Source organism: Fangia hongkongensis FSC776 = DSM 21703 (assembly GCF_000379445.1).
In the GTDB taxonomy this organism is placed as follows: Bacteria; Pseudomonadota; Gammaproteobacteria; order Francisellales; family Francisellaceae; genus Fangia; species Fangia hongkongensis.
This window is the reverse complement of record NZ_KB902240.1, coordinates 202,173-220,378: the sequence shown is the minus strand read 5'-3', so window position 1 is coordinate 220,378 and position 18,206 is coordinate 202,173. Positions and strand designations below refer to the sequence as shown.

Annotated in this window: 17 protein-coding genes; 9 read left to right on the top strand and 8 right to left on the bottom strand. The window is 39.3% G+C overall.

Going from position 1 to position 18,206, the window contains the following annotated elements; all coding sequences use genetic code 11:
• Positions 1-32: 32 nt before the first annotated feature.
• Genes tal through A37Q_RS0102470 form a run of 4 tightly spaced genes read left to right on the top strand, consistent with a single transcriptional unit; the run spans position 33 to position 3,900 of the window.
• Positions 33-995 carry a transaldolase gene (tal, locus tag A37Q_RS0102485; protein ID WP_018298689.1) on the top strand — a complete coding sequence of 321 codons (963 nt, stop codon included), beginning with the start codon at positions 33-35 and terminating at the stop codon, positions 993-995.
• Positions 996-1,020: 25 nt separating this feature from the next.
• On the top strand, positions 1,021-2,232 hold the full coding sequence (gene ispG, locus A37Q_RS0102480) for a flavodoxin-dependent (E)-4-hydroxy-3-methylbut-2-enyl-diphosphate synthase (RefSeq protein ID WP_018298688.1): 1,212 nt from the start codon (positions 1,021-1,023) through the stop codon (positions 2,230-2,232).
• Between the two features lie 17 nt (positions 2,233-2,249).
• Positions 2,250-2,972: a peptidoglycan editing factor PgeF gene (gene pgeF / locus A37Q_RS0102475; protein WP_018298687.1), complete on the top strand. Its 723-nt coding sequence runs from the start codon at positions 2,250-2,252 to the stop codon at positions 2,970-2,972.
• Between the two features lie 46 nt (positions 2,973-3,018).
• Positions 3,019-3,900, top strand: coding sequence for a class I SAM-dependent methyltransferase (locus A37Q_RS0102470; protein WP_018298686.1), 882 nt, complete (start codon positions 3,019-3,021; stop codon positions 3,898-3,900).
• A gap of 8 nt (positions 3,901-3,908) precedes the next feature.
• Here A37Q_RS0102470 and A37Q_RS0102465 read toward each other — a convergent pair whose 3' ends face one another.
• From A37Q_RS0102465 to A37Q_RS0102450, 4 genes are all read right to left on the bottom strand, one after another.
• Positions 3,909-5,456 (bottom strand): APC family permease, encoded by a 1,548-nt coding sequence (locus tag A37Q_RS0102465; protein WP_018298685.1) that lies wholly within the window; start codon positions 5,454-5,456, stop codon positions 3,909-3,911.
• Between the two features lie 284 nt (positions 5,457-5,740).
• Complete coding sequence (locus A37Q_RS0102460) at positions 5,741-6,157, bottom strand: hypothetical protein (protein WP_018298684.1); 417 nt, start codon at positions 6,155-6,157, stop codon at positions 5,741-5,743.
• A gap of 4 nt (positions 6,158-6,161) precedes the next feature.
• Positions 6,162-8,075: a tRNA uridine-5-carboxymethylaminomethyl(34) synthesis enzyme MnmG gene (mnmG, locus tag A37Q_RS0102455; protein WP_018298683.1), complete on the bottom strand. Its 1,914-nt coding sequence runs from the start codon at positions 8,073-8,075 to the stop codon at positions 6,162-6,164.
• A gap of 109 nt (positions 8,076-8,184) precedes the next feature.
• The gene (locus A37Q_RS0102450) at positions 8,185-10,143 is read right to left on the bottom strand and encodes a BCCT family transporter (RefSeq protein WP_018298682.1); all 1,959 of its coding nucleotides are present in this window, start codon (positions 10,141-10,143) and stop codon (positions 8,185-8,187) included.
• 180 nt (positions 10,144-10,323) lie between these two features.
• On the opposite strand from A37Q_RS0102450, the gene waaC reads away from it, so the two are divergent.
• The 3 genes from waaC to arsB all read left to right on the top strand — a co-directional run bounded on the left by waaC (position 10,324) and on the right by arsB (position 12,914).
• A complete protein-coding gene (gene waaC, locus A37Q_RS14445; RefSeq protein ID WP_083906962.1) occupies positions 10,324-11,340 on the top strand; it encodes a lipopolysaccharide heptosyltransferase I in 1,017 nt (338 codons plus the stop codon).
• A gap of 144 nt (positions 11,341-11,484) precedes the next feature.
• Positions 11,485-11,832, top strand: a complete 348-nt coding sequence (locus tag A37Q_RS0102440; protein WP_018298680.1) for an ArsR/SmtB family transcription factor — start codon at positions 11,485-11,487, stop codon at positions 11,830-11,832.
• A 23-nt stretch (positions 11,833-11,855) separates the two neighbouring features.
• The gene (gene arsB / locus A37Q_RS0102435; RefSeq protein ID WP_018298679.1) at positions 11,856-12,914 is read left to right on the top strand and encodes an ACR3 family arsenite efflux transporter; all 1,059 of its coding nucleotides are present in this window, start codon (positions 11,856-11,858) and stop codon (positions 12,912-12,914) included.
• Positions 12,915-12,930: 16 nt separating this feature from the next.
• Here the strand turns inward: arsB and A37Q_RS0102430 are convergent, their stop codons facing one another.
• The 4 genes from A37Q_RS0102430 to A37Q_RS14440 form a co-directional block, all read right to left on the bottom strand.
• Positions 12,931-13,446: a GNAT family N-acetyltransferase gene (locus tag A37Q_RS0102430; RefSeq protein ID WP_018298678.1), complete on the bottom strand. Its 516-nt coding sequence runs from the start codon at positions 13,444-13,446 to the stop codon at positions 12,931-12,933.
• 23 nt (positions 13,447-13,469) lie between these two features.
• Complete coding sequence (gene trpR / locus A37Q_RS0102425) at positions 13,470-13,733, bottom strand: trp operon repressor (protein WP_018298677.1); 264 nt, start codon at positions 13,731-13,733, stop codon at positions 13,470-13,472.
• 80 nt (positions 13,734-13,813) lie between these two features.
• Positions 13,814-14,239: a VOC family protein gene (locus A37Q_RS0102420; protein WP_018298676.1), complete on the bottom strand. Its 426-nt coding sequence runs from the start codon at positions 14,237-14,239 to the stop codon at positions 13,814-13,816.
• A gap of 94 nt (positions 14,240-14,333) precedes the next feature.
• A complete protein-coding gene (locus tag A37Q_RS14440) occupies positions 14,334-15,482 on the bottom strand; it encodes a ribonuclease D (RefSeq protein WP_018298675.1) in 1,149 nt (382 codons plus the stop codon).
• A gap of 166 nt (positions 15,483-15,648) precedes the next feature.
• Between A37Q_RS14440 and uvrY the strand changes: the two genes are divergently transcribed.
• Together uvrY and uvrC are read left to right on the top strand one after the other, a co-directional pair.
• On the top strand, positions 15,649-16,299 hold the full coding sequence (gene uvrY, locus A37Q_RS0102410; protein ID WP_018298674.1) for a UvrY/SirA/GacA family response regulator transcription factor: 651 nt from the start codon (positions 15,649-15,651) through the stop codon (positions 16,297-16,299).
• A gap of 2 nt (positions 16,300-16,301) precedes the next feature.
• Entirely contained in the window at positions 16,302-18,137 is a 1,836-nt protein-coding gene (gene uvrC / locus A37Q_RS0102405; protein WP_018298673.1) for an excinuclease ABC subunit UvrC, read from the top strand.
• Positions 18,138-18,206: the final 69 nt, after the last annotated feature.

The following is an 18,206-nucleotide window of genomic DNA, read 5'->3' as shown; positions in this document are numbered from 1 at the left end:
AAGTAAAATTAGTTTAAAGGGTGAATAAGTTTATGAATGAATTAGCTTCACTTAAAAGTATGACCAAAGTGGTTGCCGATACAGGGGATTTTGCACAAATTAAGCGTTATCAACCGATAGATGCTACCACCAATCCAAGCCTGCTTTTAAAGGCAGTGTTAATGAGTGAGTATGACTTTGTGGTCAAAGAAGCATTGTCGAAATCCGCCCATTTGCAAGGTGCTGCTCGTTTATCTGAGGCGATGATTGATATTGCTGTTGCCTTTGGTTTGGAAATCTTGAAGGTTGTGCCGGGGAAAGTTTCAACAGAGGTGGATGCAAGGCTATCCTTTGATACTGATGCAACGGTAAAATTTGCACGTAAAGTAATTGAAAAGTACAAAGAGGCAGGTATAGACCGCTCGCGCGTACTAATTAAAATTGCCTCAACATGGGAAGGGATTAAAGCCGCTGAGATTCTTGAGAAAGAAGGGGTGTTATGTAATCTGACCTTAATGTTTGATATTGCCCAAGCAATTGCTTGTGCTGAGGCGGGGGTATTTCTTATCTCTCCATTTGTTGGTCGCATTACTGACTGGTATAAAAAGAGCGATGGCCTGAGCGATTTCCCAGCAGTTGAAAAAGACCAAGGCGTTCTTTCGGTAAAAGCCATTTATGAATATTATAAAACCTACGGCTATAAAACAGTTGTCATGGGTGCAAGCTTCAGACATGTAGGTCAAATAACGGCGCTGGCAGGTTGTGATGCGTTGACCATTGCGCCTGATTTATTAAAAGTATTAGAGACAACAACAGGTGAGCTTGAGCAAGTGTTGGATGGGGATAAAATCAAACCGCAAACTGCCCCTACGTCAAAAATGACAGAAACTGAATTTAGATGGCAGATGAATCAAAGTCCGATGGCAACAGAAAAACTTGCTGAAGGGATTCGAAAATTTGCCGAAGATACGGAAAAGCTTGAAGCATTGCTTGAAGATAAAATATCGGGCAATTAATCCCAAGGCCTATTGAGAGATAATCATGCGAAGTGCAATAAAAGTAAAAGTGGGTAATATCACCATCGGCGGCGGTTCGCCCGTTGTTGTTCAGTCAATGACAGATACAGCAACAGCTGATATTGATAAAACGATTAATCAAATCTTGGCGCTTGAGCGCGCTGGGAGTGAGATTGTTCGGATAACCGTGAATGATGAAGCTGCAGCTAAGGCGGTCCCTATCATCAAGCAAGCTCTGGCAGAGAAAGGCTCTCATGTGCCACTTGTGGGGGATTTTCACTACAATGGGCATAGGCTTCTTAAGGCTTACCCAGAGTGCGCCAAGGCACTCGATAAATATCGAATTAACCCTGGAAATGTCGGTTTTGGCAAAAAGAAAGACACCCAGTTTGCTGAGATTATTGCCTGTGCAGTGCAATATAACAAACCGGTTCGCATTGGAGTGAATTGGGGATCACTTGATCAGGAGCTTTTAGCTAAATTAATGGATGAGAATAACCAAAATGGCTCACCCTTATCAGCACGTGAGATTATGCACAAAGCTTTGATTGAATCAGCACTTCAAAGTGCTCGCTATGCTGAGGAGCTTGGACTGTCAGAAGATAAAATTATTATCTCTTGCAAGGTCAGTGAAGTGCAGGATTTGGTAATTGTTTATCAGCAATTAGCAGAGCGATGTAAATATCCACTTCATCTAGGATTAACCGAAGCTGGCATGGGCATCAAGGGTATTGTTGCAAGCAGTGTGAGTCTTGGTATTTTACTCCAGCAAGGCATTGGAGACACTATTCGTGTCTCATTGACCCCTGAACCGGGTGCGCCAAGAACCAATGAAGTGAAGGTATGCCGTGAAATTTTGCAATCGATGGGACTTCGCGCATTTACGCCAACGGTGTCATCTTGCCCGGGTTGTGGTAGAACCACCAGCAGTTTTTTCCGAGAATTAGCCGATACAATCGATCAACATTTAACCGTTAAAATGCATGACTGGAAAACCCGTTATCAGGGCGTTGAAAACATGAAGGTTGCGGTAATGGGCTGTGTGGTCAATGGGCCGGGTGAGAGTAAGCATGCTAATATTGGTATTTCACTGCCCGGGACAGGGGAAGTGCCTGTGGCGCCAGTGTTTATTGATGGCAAAAAAGCACATACCTTGCGTGGAGAGGAAATTGCCTCTGAGTTTATTGATATCGTGAATGACTATGTTGATAGAACCTATAAGGCGTTAGAAACATAAAAATGTGATAAGACAAGATGGCTTTTGTTGATATTGATCTTGGCGTAAAGGGTGTAAAAGCCTTTTACACAACAAGGACGGGTGGTTTTTCAGATGCGCCTTACGATGCGCTGAATTTTGCCAAGCATGTTGCTGATGATAAAAAGCAGGTTGCGCAAAACCGCGCATTGATTTCACAGCATTGTCAAAATGCCAAAACTGCTTGGCCAAAGCAAGTTCACGGCAGTAGTGTTTGTGATTTTGAGCGGGTTTATCAAAAGCCGGATCAAATTGCCGCAGATGCTGTTGTTACGACTCAAGCACAAGCGATTTGTCTCGTTCAAACGGCAGATTGTTTAGCTATTTTATTGGCAAGCCAAGATGCTTCAAAAGTTGCTGCCATTCATGCCGGTTGGCGAGGACTGTTAGCTGGCGTAATTGAAAATACACTGGATTATTTTAATAAGCCTTCTATTGCCTACATTGGCGCTGGCATTTGTCAAAAATGCTTTGAAGTCGGCGAAGAGGTGAGAGATCTTTTTATTGCCAAAGCACCGAACTATACAAAGGCATTTATTGCCTCTAAAAGAGCGCAACACTATCAGTTTGATTATAAGTTGGTGGCAAGAGAAATTTTGAAAAAGCACAATATTGAAATATTAGATAGTCAGCTGTGTACTTGCTGTGATACATCGGCCTTTTTTTCCTACCGAAAAGAGGGCGAAACAGGCAGGCAGATTACAGCGATTATGAAAGTGTAACGTATTTATGATGATATAAATGAATAATGGTAACTAGGAGAGAAATATGACAAGTCTGTCGCATCAACATTATACAAATTTTGATAAAGCGTGTGATGAAATTCAATCGCGCATTGGTCAAGAAAGTGCTTTGCTTGATATATTTAATGAGTTAAAAGAAAGTGCACTTGGAAAGTTTTTAATTGAACATAGAGGGCTAAATGCCTACTGGACTGATGTCATGGTAAACTACCCACTTTACCAATCAGGAGAGAAAGAAGAGCTAGATCGCTATGATCAGCTTCTTTTAGAGAACTTTCCAACAGCTAAAGCAACACAAGAGCGTTTTGGTTTTTTTAAAAAAGTCGTTCAAGATGAAATTGATAAAGAAGCATTAAATATTCTCGCTGCACCGTGTGGCTTGCTTCCAGAGTTTTTTGATATTCGATATCCATCTAATGCGGCGATAAAAATTGATGCACTTGATCTTGATCGCAAAGTGAAGGCTGAAATTTCCAAGAAGTATCATCATCATGTACTAGAGAAAGCTTATCAATTTATTGAACAGGATATTTTTAGCTTTGCGGTCAAAGATAAATATGATCTTGTGGTGAGTAATGGCCTGAACATTTATATTCAATCTGCGGATAAGGTGAAGGAATTATACCAAATTTTTCACACGGCCATGAAGGATGAAGGTGTGTTATTAACAAGCTTTTTAACGCCGCCGCCTATTTTTAGTGCTGAGAGTCCATGGGATATGAATGAGATTGATTTTGAGTGGCTTATGAAGCAAAAGACGGTATTTAAAGACATTCTTGATGTTGCATGGAATTGTTATATGACAGAAGGTGAGTTTATTGCTTTGTTAAAGGACGTTGGATTTAGCAATATTCAGGTTATATGGGACAAACAAAGGATATTTCCGACCGTTGTTGCTAAAAAATAGTCGTTTGATTATTGATAGTTCTTTTGCTGAACCATTGCGATATAAACACCAGTGTATGCAATGATAAATGCAATAATAGCGTAGAAGTTGCTAAATGCCTTAATATCGATAAGGTGACTAAAAGGGACGCTTATCACCAAATATAAGAAAATTGACCATGAAGAACAGAGTGATTTCGCAATTTTCTTTAGATCATTTTTGTAGTAGCTAAATGCATAGACAATAAAAAGAATAAGGTGTGCGATTAATGCCAGTAGCACAGCTTTCATTGAAGCTTGAATCATAAGATATGAGACAACCAAGAAAATGATATAGCTGAGTGATAGTCCAAAAGGAACTTTAAACGCGCGTGCAGTATTTGGCTCACTTTTTCTTAATCGTGCAAGTGCCACGGGGATTGCAATACATGAGATTAGCTGAAACACGGTGACCATAATCATGATGTTTTGCCAGTTTTTAGAGAAAAATACCATCACAACACCAATAATAAATACGGTGATAAGTGAACGTCTTGATAGGTTATACTTTGCAATAATCCGATCAAAGAATGAGGGAAGCTGCCCATCTTGAGCCATCCCAGTAATCATGCGAGAGCTTGATCCCATATAGAGTGCACCTGTGCCTGAAGGACTAATGGCTGAGTCGGCATACAGCACCCAAATCATAGCAGCATTGACGCCAATAAGCCCAAGTAACTGTGCTAAAGGTGAAGAGAATACTTCTAGATTTTGCCAGCCGTGGGCAAGATACTCAGTTGGCATAGCGCCGATAAATGCAAATTGTAAAATAAGATAGACAACAAGGCAGATTAATACACACCCAATAAGTGCTAAGGGGATATTGCGTTTTGGATTTTTTAATTCAGCGCCAAATACGGCAATCATGCCAAAGCCATAAAAAGAGTAGAAAATTCCACCGGTCACCACTGTTGCAATAGCGCCACCAATCATACCTCCAATTGATTGATGAAAGCCACTAAGTGAAAAATTAGCAGCATGAAACTCTCCATGCCATCCGGCATAAATAATAATAATCAAGCCGGTGGCAAGTGGCACAATAAGTTTGATCAGGGTAATAAAGTTATTCACTTTGGCAAGCACTTGTAATCCCCAAAAATTAATCAGCCCGTAAACGATGATAAGAGCAATAACATATAACTCTCCAGTTAAGGATAGGTCATTGCCTGCCATTAGACTTGGGTATATTCCACTTAGATATTGTATTGTTGCTGATGCTTCAGAGGGAATAACTAAAATAAGTCCCATAAGGTTTGAGATGGCAACCACAAAACCATAATCTGTGTTTTTGTGCGAAAGTGTCAAAATTCTTGCGAAAAAAGCACGCTCTTTAAACATCGTTGCGGTTTCGGCAAGTAATAATGCTAATACTAAAGCGAGTATTGCACCAATAATCCAAGATACAAATGCCATTGATCCCACAGCTTTAGCTGCATTATAAGAGGCAAAAAGCCAACCGCTGCCAATAATGCAGCCAACACCAATAGCAATAGCAGAAAATAAAGCAGGTGATTTCACATTCTCTGTATTCATACCCATAAAACATTCTCCCCTTTTAGAGTTTAAAATAACTATCAGATAACGATGATATTGATCTTTAGATGTAGCTGGTATAGTTAGCGATCATTGCTAAGTGTATAAGAGGCATCTCATACATTGATTCCATATCACTATACGTTAGCAAGCTGTATAACTTTTAAGGCTAAAAAGTGATCAAAGTGTATCTGTCTGGGTATCAGAATAAGGCATGGATATGATTTAATTATGTATTTATGGTAAGAATTTGTAAAATGGTTTTCGGGTGGTATAGATGGGGATATGGCTTAATAAGCAACACAATTGTTCCCACGAAATGTGGTATTGATGATTTGTTTTGTCTTGTTATTGAAAACAACCCAAGTGGTACAAGAAAGAGAGTAAGTTTGTCCGCCAACGATAGTCCCAGGAGTTGAAATCACCGTGGTTTTATCTCCATTTTTAACCGTTGTGATATTACTAGGCATTTGTGTCAGTGGCGTGCTTACAATCTCTTTATCACTGTAGACATAGGCAGTTTGATCGTTCTCAAGTTTCAAGGTCTTATCTGGATAGCCCCACATTTGGGTAAATTCATCAATAGAGTGGCCATGCCATTGGTTTAATATCGCTCGGTATTTCTCAGAGGTCGCGCAGCCAGCAATGAACATAAGTACAAAGAGTACGGCTACTATTTTGACTGATCGTTTAAATGTTATTTTCATAGCGTTACTCTGTTTTAGCGAGTGAGCTCGCACCTTGCTTTTTAATAAATCCTAGTTTTTTCATATAAATAGTCAATAGCGAAATAGCAGCAGGTGTAATGCCTGAGATTCTTGAGGCCTCACCTAAGGTTGCAGGTTTATGAAAAATAAGCTTCTGCTTAACTTCATTTGATAAACCTGAGACTTTCTCATAGTCAAAGCTCTCTGGAATTACTTTTGATTCCATTTCATGCATGGCTTTGATTTCCTCTTCTTGGCGGGCAATATAACCTGAGTACTTTGCTGAAATTTCAATTTGCTCAATGGCTTCTTTATGTGTAATAAATGGACCAAGCGCTTCGATATCTGACAGTGATTGATAATTCACATTTGGGCGTTTTAAAAGATCAAAAAGTGAATTTTCACGGCTAATCTCTTGCTCAAGTAATGTTTTTATGTTTTCAGCATTGTCTGATTTTGGGCTCACCCATTTTGCTTGTAAGCGTTTTGTTTCCATCTCTATGAGTTGTTGTTTTTGCAAAAAGCGCGCTTTATCATGTGCCTTTAGTAAGCCAAGCTCAATTGCTTTTGGGGTGAGGCGTGCATCAGCGTTGTCTTCTCGTAAAATAAGGCGATATTCAGCGCGTGAGGTAAACATGCGATAGGGCTCTTGCGTGCCTTTTGTGATTAAATCATCAATTAATACACCAATGTATGCCTCAGAGCGTTTAGGCGACCAAGCAGGTTTGTTTTGCACTTTCAAACTTGCATTAATCCCTGCGATAAGCCCTTGAGCACCAGCTTCTTCATAACCTGTTGTGCCATTAATTTGCCCGGCAAAATATAAATTTTCAACATGTTTTGTTTCGAGCGTTGATTTGAGCTCTCTAGGGTCAAAAAAATCATATTCAATTGCGTAGCCAGGACGCGTAATAAAGGCATTTTCAAAGCCTTCAATACTCTGAATAAGCGCAATTTGTACATCAAATGGCAAGGAAGTAGAAATGCCATTTGGGTAAAGCTCAATATTATCAAGCCCTTCAGGTTCAACAAAAATTTGATGACGATCTTTATCAGCAAAACGCACAATTTTATCTTCAATAGATGGGCAGTATCTCGGACCAATACCATCAATCATTCCGCCATACATGGCTGAGCGCTTGAGATTGTTAACAATAATATCATGTGTTTTTTGATTGGTATAAGTGATATGGCATGGCACTTGTGTTGGATGTTCATCACCATTTGAGAAAAAAGAAAAATAATTAGGGTTGTCATCTCCCGGCTGAACGCCCATCACCTCAAAGTTGACGGTGCGTTTGTCAATTCTAGGTGGTGTGCCTGTTTTGAGTCTTGCGACATTAAATGGCAGAGCGCGAAGCTTTTGGGCTAGAGCATTTGCCGGAGGGTCGCCTGCGCGTCCTCCTTGAAAGTTATTAAAACCAATATGAATTTTTCCACCTAAAAATGTGCCGACTGTAAGAATAACACTCTTGGCTTTAAAACCAAGTCCCATTTGGGTGATAACGCCAGATATGACGCCATTTTCAATGATTAAATCTTCAACATTTTGTTGAAAAATAGAGAGATTTTCTTGACCCTCTAACATTGAACGCACAGCTTGTTTGTATAATGCTCGATCTGCTTGTGCTCTTGTCGCGCGAACAGCAGGACCTTTTCGTGCATTTAAAGTGCGAAACTGAATGCCAGCTTTATCGATTGCTTTGGCCATAATACCGCCAAGGGCATCAATTTCTTTGACAAGGTGCCCTTTCCCAATGCCTCCAATAGCAGGGTTACAAGACATCTGCCCAAGGGTGTCGATGTTGTGGGTGAGAAGCAAAGTTTTTGCGCCCATCCTCGCCGCAGCACTGGCAGCCTCGGTGCCGGCATGTCCTCCGCCAATCACGATGACATCATAGGTTTCAGGGTAGTTCATATGGTTCATAGGTTTATATTTTTTGTGTTAAATTGTTGTAAAAATGACCTAATGCGCATCATATAGAAAATATTGAGTTTTGTCTATCTTTGCAAGAGCCTATCACACGCTAGCTGCCAGATAAGTGCAGGTAATGAAGGTGCTTTTCATATTGTGTAATAACATCAGCAATAAGCTGCTCTTTGGTGTAGCCCATGACATCATAATGCTGACCACCGTGTTCTAAAAACACCTCAGCACGATAATACTGGTCTTGAGCTGTGGTGTCATCATCACTTAGGTATTCAGGGGTTGGAGACTGACACAGTCGTACACTGTAGACAAAGTCATCCTCATCAAATTTATCAACAGATAAACGTGCAGCTTGAGCAGAAAACTTCACTTTGGCGCTGACATGATGGCGATCGAATTCAGATTTCACCTCTTTGATAGCAGGAATAATGGTTGTTTGTAAAAACACATCAGCCTCATTTTTAGTAGGTATTTGCAAAAGAGAATCTAAGCGTTTTTGCCACGTTGCATTTGCTTTTATGTATTGCACCGAGGTTGTGTGTGTTTGAATGCTGCTTAATTTTAAAAAGTCTTCTCTAAGTGCTTTAATGAGCGCGATACACATGAAAAATAAGATGATTAGAAATGGGAAAGCGCTGGCAATAGTAGCTGTCTGAAGTGCAAGGAGTCCACCTGAGTATAAAAGTGATATTGCCAAAAGTCCCTCTAACAACGACCAAAAAATGCGCTGCCAAGTGATGGATTTTTTGGCATTTCCTGTAGCAATAATATCAATTACAAGTGACCCTGAGTCCGATGAAGTAACAAAGAAAGTGACAACTAGTACAAGCGCAATAATGGAGATAATTGTACTGAATGGGAAGTATTGCAAAAAGCTAAATAGAGCAACAGGCACATTGGTTTGAACGGCTTCAACAAGTGCATGTCCATGATTTGATAAGGCAAGGGAAATTGCCGAGTTACCAAATACGCTTAACCATAAAAAGGTGAAGCCTGTCGGAATAAAAAGCACGCCAATAATAAACTCTCGGATGCTTCTGCCCTTTGATACTTTCGCAATAAACATGCCAACAAAAGGTGACCAAGCGATCCACCAGCCCCAGTAAAAAAGTGTCCAACCACTTAACCAACCTTGTTTGTTTTCATAAGCATATAAGTTAAATGTCTTTGAGATAATGCTGCTAAAATAATTGCCGGTATTTTGCACAAAAGACTGTAAAAGTAAGGTGGTGCTCCCTGTGATCAGGATAAATAAAAGCAAAACAAGCGCAACAATAATATTAAAATTGCTGACAACTTTGATGCCTTTTTCAAGTCCAAGGGCGACAGAGGTTGTTGCAAATAACGTAATGATAATAATTAATATCGTTTCAACGGTTGTATTAGTCGGTACAGAAAAAAGATAATGAAGCCCCGCATTAACCTGTGTTGCACCGAGTCCTAGAGAGGTTGCGATTCCAAACATTGTGCCAAGAATGGCAAATATATCAATAAGATGTCCAATAGGCCCATAAATCCTCTCACCGATCAGTGGATAAAGCGCGGATCTTGGTAATAGTGGCAAGTCTTTTCTATAGGAAAAATAAGCAAGTGACAGGCCAACAATTGCATAGACTGACCAAGCTTGTAGCCCCCAGTGAAACAATGTAATTCCCATAGCGTCTTTGGCAGCCGCAATCTGATTGCCATTTTGAACATCTGGCGGAGATAGGTAGTGTTGCAAGGGTTCAGCAACGCTAAAGAACATTAAACCGATTCCCATTCCTGCTGCAAATAACATTGAAAACCAAGATAAGTTGCTATGCTCGGGGGAGGAGTGATCAGGCCCTAGTTTGATATCACCGAGGCGGCTAAACATTAAAAAGATACAAATACAGACAAAGATAGCCATGCCTAAGATATATAACCAGCCAACTTGCGTCAGTAGCCAATTTTGAATAATATCAAACAACACTTTTGCCTCTTTGGGCCACATAATTCCAGCTACGGCAAACAATAGAATAAGTATAATTGATGGATAAAATACAGGCGCATAGGCGCCACTTTTGCGGTTCATAACCCTCCCCATTTCTTTTTTGATCTTTTTAACCCTAACATACTTCTAGCCACAAATAAAATTAAGTGACTCTCGATCATGAAAGAGAGAAGATGTTTTTAAATAAGTCAACTCTATTATTTATTGAAAAAATGGTTAAAATAAACAAGTTGAAAAACTTTTAATGTACAGTTTAGGTAAATGAAAAAACGATGTTTAATTGTGAAGACTTCGTCCTTGGGGGATGTCATTCATATGCTGCCTGCTATTACAGAGGCGAAAAAACACATTCCCGAGCTGTCTTTTGATTGGGTGGTTGAGAAAAACTTTGCTGAAATTGCCTCTTGGCACAGTGCCGTAGAGAATGTTATCCCTGTTGAGATACGTAAGTGGCGTAAAAATATCTTTAAATCTTTTCGTGAAATAAGGGCATTTAAGCGACGTTTAAAAGCGCATCGCTATGATTATGTGATTGACGCGCAGGGATTGTTAAAAAGTGCATGGGTCACCCTTGGGGCAAAAGGGGTGAAGTATGGGTTTGATCGAAGCTCAGCAAGAGAGCCTATGGCATCTTGGGTTTACAAGCGGAAAATTCACGTTGAGAAGGGTATCCATGCGCTTGTACGCTTGAAAAAGCTTATGGCCTCAGTGTTTAGCTATCAGCCAGAGTGTACACAGTTTGACTATGGGATTAAGTATCGCTGGCAGAAAGATACATGCCAAAACCAAGTGATTTTTTTACACAGTACAACCTGGCCAAGCAAGTTCTGGTGCCTCTCACATTGGCAGGAGCTTGCCAAGCACTTTGATGATAATGGAGTGCGTGTACTATTACCATGGGGTAATGACAAGGAGAAAGAAAGAGCTCAGAAAATCGCACAAAATCTTCAATATGCAGAAGTATTACCAAAGCTATCTTTGACAGAGCTTGCAGAGCTTTTTGCAAACTCTAAGGCTGTTGTTGCTGTTGATACAGGGTTATCTCATCTGGCCGCTGCCTGTGAAGTGCCGACAGTTGGGATTTATGGCGCAACCTCAGCAAAATTAACCGGAGCAAAAGGAAAACATGCCGAGCATATCGCATCGACTTTAACTTGCTCACCTTGTTTAAAGCGCATCTGTCCGATTACCAAAGAGGAATTTGCCCCTTGTGAGGTCTCTATCTCAGCCTTAAGTGTTTATCAGAAAGTAGAGCGTTTATTACAGTCTATCAATTGAGATACGCCTCCAATATTAGACGTTTCTACTGTTATTTTTAAAACACATTCAAGAAGATTGATTTCGAAAGCTTTTAATTTTGTTTGTTAGGGCTTATTTTTGTGATATTATATTTACAAATTTAAATATGAAAATATATAAACAATGGAAATGGTTCAGTTTTTAAAAGCAATTGCAGATTATAAGCGTTTACTCATTTTGTACTTAGTACGAGACAAATCGCTTTGTGTTTGTGATATTCAAAAAGTGATTCCTTTAACACAAGGGGCGCTATCTATCCAATTAAAATCGTTGAGTGTTATCGGGCTTTTGCAGTCATACAAAGACGGGAAGTGGGTTTTTTATGAGTTAAAAAAAGACATCCCGCGAAGCTATGGCAATATTCTTCAAGAAGTTTTCCAGCAGATGGATCAGGAGAAAGAGGTACAGGCACAAATGAAACATTTGAAGTGCTACACAAAGTGTCGTGATAGTGAAGCAATTAAAAAATAAAGAAATAAAGAAAGGATAAGACAATGGGACAAGCGAAGAAATTACACTTTTTAGATCGCTATTTAACACTATGGATTTTTTTGGCGATGCTAGTTGGGGTGCTTTTAAGTGTATGGATGCCAAGTGTAAAAGAGGTTATTGGGTCGTTTGATACAACATCAGGTAATTGGCTGATTGGGCTTGGTCTTATAGTGATGATGTATCCACCACTTGCAAAAGTACGCTATAAAAGCATGCCAAAGGTGTTTAAAAATACACGGATTTTACTATTATCATTTCTATTAAACTGGCTGATTGGCCCTGTGCTCATGTTTGTGTTGGCGATTATCTTTTTCCATAATGAGCCACATTATATGGTTGGTTTGATATTAATTGGTATAGCTAGATGTATCGCAATGGTGATTGTATGGAATGATTTAGCAAAAGGCAGCACGGAGTATTGTGCCGGGCTCATTGCCTTTAATTCTATTTTTCAAATTATTTTCTATTCAGCATATGCATATATTTTTATTACGGTTTTGCCTGATCTATTGGGATTACAAAGTAGTGTAGTGAATATTTCAATGCTGGAAATTGCAAAAAGTGTTGGTATCTATTTAGGTATTCCTTTTGTGCTTGGTATATTGACACGGATGATTTTGATTCCGCTTAAAGGTGAGAAGTGGTATACAGGTCAATTTATGGCAAAATTATCACCCTTGACGCTAATTGCGCTACTATTTACCATCTTGGTGATGTTTGCCACCAAAGGAGATGATGTTGTTCACTTACCCTTGCAGGCAGTTAAAGTGATCATTCCGTTGGCGATTTACTTTATGATTATCTTTTTCATTGCCTTTTTTCTGGCATACAAATTAAAAGCACGCTATGAGGAGTCCGTGTCAGTGAGTTTTACAGCAGCATCAAATAATTTTGAGCTTGCTATTGCTGTTGCGATCGCTGTGTTTGGTATTCACTCCATCGAGGCATTTGTTGGTGTTATTGGGCCACTTGTAGAAGTCCCTGTGTTGATTAGTCTTGTCAATGTGGCACTATGGATTAAAAAGAAATACTTTGCGCTAGAAGGTAATAAAGGCGTGTAAGGATAATATTTGATATCTACGCAGCAACCGTAATAAGCTTAATAGGATTAAGCCTGTTTTGATAGTTGGATGGCTGCTGCGCTCGTTGCTTTTTTATATATGGCAGTTCCTTAGACATAATAACATCATTCGCTTTAGCTGTAGAAAGGCGATACTCCAGAAGATTAATTTCACTTGGTACATGTTTTGCTAAAATCTGACGATAGTTGCAAGCGGTTAAATAGTTTGCACCATATTGTGTGAAAGCATAAAGGGTGTGTACGCCTTGTTGTACAAGATAGGCTTCAATGTGCTTGATTAATGCTTTTGCAATGCCAGCGCCACGATGCGCTTTGCTTACAACAAGCGAGCGCAAAACACCGTGATGGCCATTAAGCTCTGCACCAATCACAGCAACGAGTTTGCCCTCTTGCCAAAAGCCAAAAAATCGCTGGTTAAAACGAAAAAACAGATCAGCACTAAAAAAGTTAGCTTCAGCAAATAGTTGAGTCATTTGAGGAAGGTGAACTTTGTTTAATGCAGTAATTGTCATCGTTTTCTCCAGTTTTGGTTGGTTTATTTGAACTTTTCTTTTACCGTATCAGGTAATGTTTTTAGCGCATTGGAACAGCGGGTTACCGTACTAATACTGACACCAAGCTCTTTGGCTATTTCACGTTGTGGTTTCCCTGAATAGATCATCATATTGGTTAAAGAAATACGATTGGCAATTTGCACCTTTTCCTCCGCAGTAAGAAGGAAATCTAAAATCGTTGTCATTTCTTTAACTGAGGAAACTTCAGTCAGTAATGTGTTTAGTTTTTGCCAGCTTGGTTCCATATTACATCATATTACGCTTGTATTACTGTAACAATACACGCTGTTTATTTAAATGTCTAGTAGAAAAGTAAGCTTTTTGTTTAGTCAGTGGCAAATAATTTTGAACGGTCTTTGAATGTTTTAAATTCAAGGTGTAGGCCATTTGGATCAGCAAAGAAAAAGGTGCCTTGCTCACCTGGTTGACCTTCAAAGCGAATATAAGGCTCGATAATAAACTCAACTTCATGTTTTTGCAGATTTTCAGCTAAGTGCTCCCATTGGCTCCACTCAAGCACAACGCCAAAGTGTGGCACAGGAACGCCATGACCATCTACAGGGTTTTTGATAGCTTGATGTGTCTTTGTATTGTCAAGATGAAAAACCACTTGATGGCCAAAAAAATCAAAATCCACCCAGCTTGTATCTGATCGGCCTTCAGTAAGGCCAAGTACATTTTTATAAAAGTGTTTAGCTTTTTCTATGTCGTTAACAGGCATAGCAAGATGAAATGGTGATAAAGTTGCCATTGATTATCCTAATATTATATTGATGTAAATCTGATGGTATTATAAAGATAACCTGTTGGCTAGTAAGCCACTTGGCAAATGAGCCGCTTTTTGCTTATAAACGATTTTCGTTGACGCCAATCCATTGAATAAGTGATTTGCCAAAATAGTCAAAACGCCAGCCGCTAGCAAGTTTGCCTTTAGGTTGTAATGGGTTAGTTAAATAACTTTTAATAAAGATGCGAAGGTCACTTTTCGAGGTGACAATTTCAATAGCAAGATTTTTCTCACGACAAAACTCGCTCATCGCATCGTAGCAATCATTAATAGCATCTTTATTAAATGAAGCATAAGTATAGCGTAAAAGCGTATTAATCAACGTTAAAAAAGGGGTGATCTCAGCATCTGTGTAATCTAATGCATCAATAATAAGCGAACTAAAGCGTTTTGCTTTTTTGCTAGAAAGAATATGGCTATTGAGAATATCTTGTGATGATTTTGGTCTAAGATCAGCTAGTGCCGTGAGCTCGCGATTATCTAAGATATGGCGTACAACCCAGTCTTTTTGTTGTGCGTATTGTTCACGCCATAAAATCAAAGCAATAAGGTTTTTGCGCTTTTTCCCATGCGCGCTTCTTAGCAGGTTTTGATTACTCTCAAGAATCCTCTGATTATTTGGAAAATTAGATGTCTCACAAAGCATCTGCATCTCTTCATTAAATGCAGGGAGTTTGTTTTGAGTTTCAAGCGCTTTTGTCAGCTGTTGATAGGCTTCATATAGATAGATAACATCTGAAGTAGCATAATCTATTTGCTCTTGAGTTAATGGCCGATCTCGCCAGTCAGAGAGCTTCTCTTGCTTATCCATTTGCACAATACTTAAATCAAATAGTAAACTTTGTAGTGAAATTTGATGTTGGGTACTGGTAAATGCGGTTGCAAGTTGTGTGTCAAATATATTACAAAAGTGAGCTTTAAGCGCATGTTTAAGAATCTTGATATCATTATCAGCCGCATGCATGATTTTACAAATATCAGCGCTGGAGAAAATCGCTCCTAGAAGTGTCAGATCCATTTTCTCTGATAAAGCATCAATCAAATAAGCTTGTGTTTGCGTTGCAATTTGAATGAGACACAGCTCAGGATAATAGCTATGACGCCAGTAGAACTCTGTATCAACTGCAATTGCATCGCATCGGCTAAGAACCTGAATCACAGCTTGTAAATCTTCAGTAGTAGAAATCATGCTTTCTATAAATGCCATAAAGTTGAGCTTATGTTACAAATTGATAGAACAAATTCAAGCAAAATAATCAAAAATGACTAAGACATATTGCAACATTTTACGCTATACTATGGTTAAAATCTCAGAAAGATAGCGATTTATGCGAAGCTTTATTCGCAAATAGATGAATTTTAGGAGGCGCATTATGATTAAAATATTACTTGTTGATGATCATGATCTGGTGCGATTGGGTATAAAGAAGTTACTTGGGGATGTTGGCAATATCAATATTGTAGGCGAGGCAAGTAGCGGTGAAGAAGCGATTAAGCTGGTACCTCAAGTTAAGCCTGATGTGATTTTAATGGATGTGAAAATGCCTGGAATGGGAGGGTTAGAAGCAACAAAGCGTATTGTTAAAGCGCACCCTCATATCAAAATTCTGGTGGTTACTGTGTATGGTGATGAACCGTATCCAACAAGAGTCTTACAAGCTGGAGCCTCTGGTTATATGACAAAAGGGGTGGGGCTTGATGAAATGATCCAAGCGATAAAAACGGTCTACTCAGGTCGTCGCTATCTTTCTCCAGAAGTCGCACAGCAGCTGGCGCTAAAGCACCTAACACATGATGATGAGTCTCCTTTTGATTCATTGTCTGAGCGTGAAATGCAGGTGTTGATTATGATTACAAGTGGTCAAAAGGTCAATGAGGTTGCCGATCAATTGTGCTTAAGCCCAAAAACAGTCAACAGCTACCGTTATCGGTTATTTGATAAGCTTGGGATCGATAGTGATGTTGAGTTAACACATTTGGCTATTCGCCATAAACTGATTGATGTGGAAGAAGATAAAGTTTAAGGATGAATGCTTTTTCGGGTGATGATACCTTTGACATTAGTGATTTTTTAAAGAATGTATCAACCCATCCTGGTGTCTATCGAATGTATGATGACACTAAAGAAATTATCTATATAGGGAAAGCGAAAAACTTACATAAGCGGCTGAATAGTTATTATAGTAAATCGATAAAAGATATTAAAACACAAACGCTTGTCGATCGTATTTCCTATATTGAAGTGACGATAACGCCAAGTGAGTATGAGGCATATCTATTAGAAAGCACGCTGATAAAACGCTATAAGCCACGTTATAATATTCTTTTTAAAGACAGCAAAAGCTATCCATATTTAGCATTAAGTCACCACCGGTTTCCAAGATTATATGGTCACCGTGGTAAGCTTAAAAAACAAGAAAGATACTTTGGACCTTATGTCTCACTTGCTTCCATGCGTGATAGTTTAATGTTGTTACAGAAGCTGTTTCCAGTTCGCCAATGTACTGATAATTATTTCTCTTCGCGTACTCGCCCATGCCTACAATATCAAATTGGGCGCTGTAGTGCGCCTTGTGTGGATAAGATCTCTAAAGAAGATTACGCTTTGCAAGTAAGTTTGCTTGCATCATTTATTCAAGGAAAATTTACCTTGGTGTTAGATGAAGTGTCGAAACAAATGCATGAGTATGCTGATAGTGAATGTTATGAGGAAGCTGCAAAGCTAAGAGATCAGCTTGTTTTGCTCACAAAGCTTCAGCAACAGCAAATTGTTGATCAACCCTTTGTAGAGAGCTTTCATATTATCGCGCTTTTAAAGGTGCAGGCTAAGGCGAGTATTGTACTTTTAGAGCTGCAACAAGGTAAAATCCAAGCGGATAAACACTGGGTGATAGATGTGGCAGAAGAAGAAACAGAACATGATATTTTGCAGGCATTTTTAGCACATTATTATTTAGCCAATGAAATGCGAAACCTGTGGCCCAAAGAGATTATTTTGCCAAAAAATTATGGTATTGACGCTGCGTTGAAAAAAAGTATTGAGAAGCAAGCCGGTGTTCATATTAAATGGACAATTAATGCGATTAAGCTGAAGCAAAAATGGCAAAACCTTGCCGAGCAAAATGCCAAGGAAAAGCTATTAACGGCTTTAAGCACATCAAAGCGTTTTAAAAGTGGATTTGCAAAAATTCAATCATGGTTGTCACTGGATAAACTCACTAGAATTGAGTGTTTTGATATTAGTCATCACCAAGGTGAAGGAACGGTGGCATCATGTGTTGTTTATACCCCGGAGGGGACGCTGAAATCGGCCTATCGACATTATAATATTAATCATATTACCCCAGGGGATGATTATGCTGCTATGGCGCAAGCGATCGAACGAAGAGTCAAATCAGCAATAGAGCAAAATAGTTTTCCTGATGTCATCATTATCGATGGCGGAAAAGGTCAGCTTGGTGTAGTTGAAAAAGTGATTAAATCTTTAGCGGTTGAAGATCAGGTGTATCTTTTAAGCTTAGGTAAAGGGGTAGAGAGGATAAGTGGTCAGGAAAGTATTTATCATGGATTTACAAGAAAAGAAGAGCATTTAAGTGAATATGATGAGCGCTTCTTATTGTTAAGGCAAATTCGAGATAGTGCGCATGATTTTGCCATCAAATCACAGCGAAAAAAACTGAGAAAAAAACAAACTCAGTCGGTGCTTGAGTCTATATCCGGAGTGGGTAGCAAGCGCAGAAAGGCGCTTCTTATGCACTTTGGTGGTTGGCAAATGCTTGCTTCAGCATCGGTGGATGAAATTGCAAAAGTTCAAGGGATTAGCAAAAAACTTGCCGATGACATTTGGCATGCATTTAGATAAATAAATTCTCACTTGTAGATAGAAAAAATTATCTATACTCAATATACAGGGAGCGACAAGGGGAGAGTG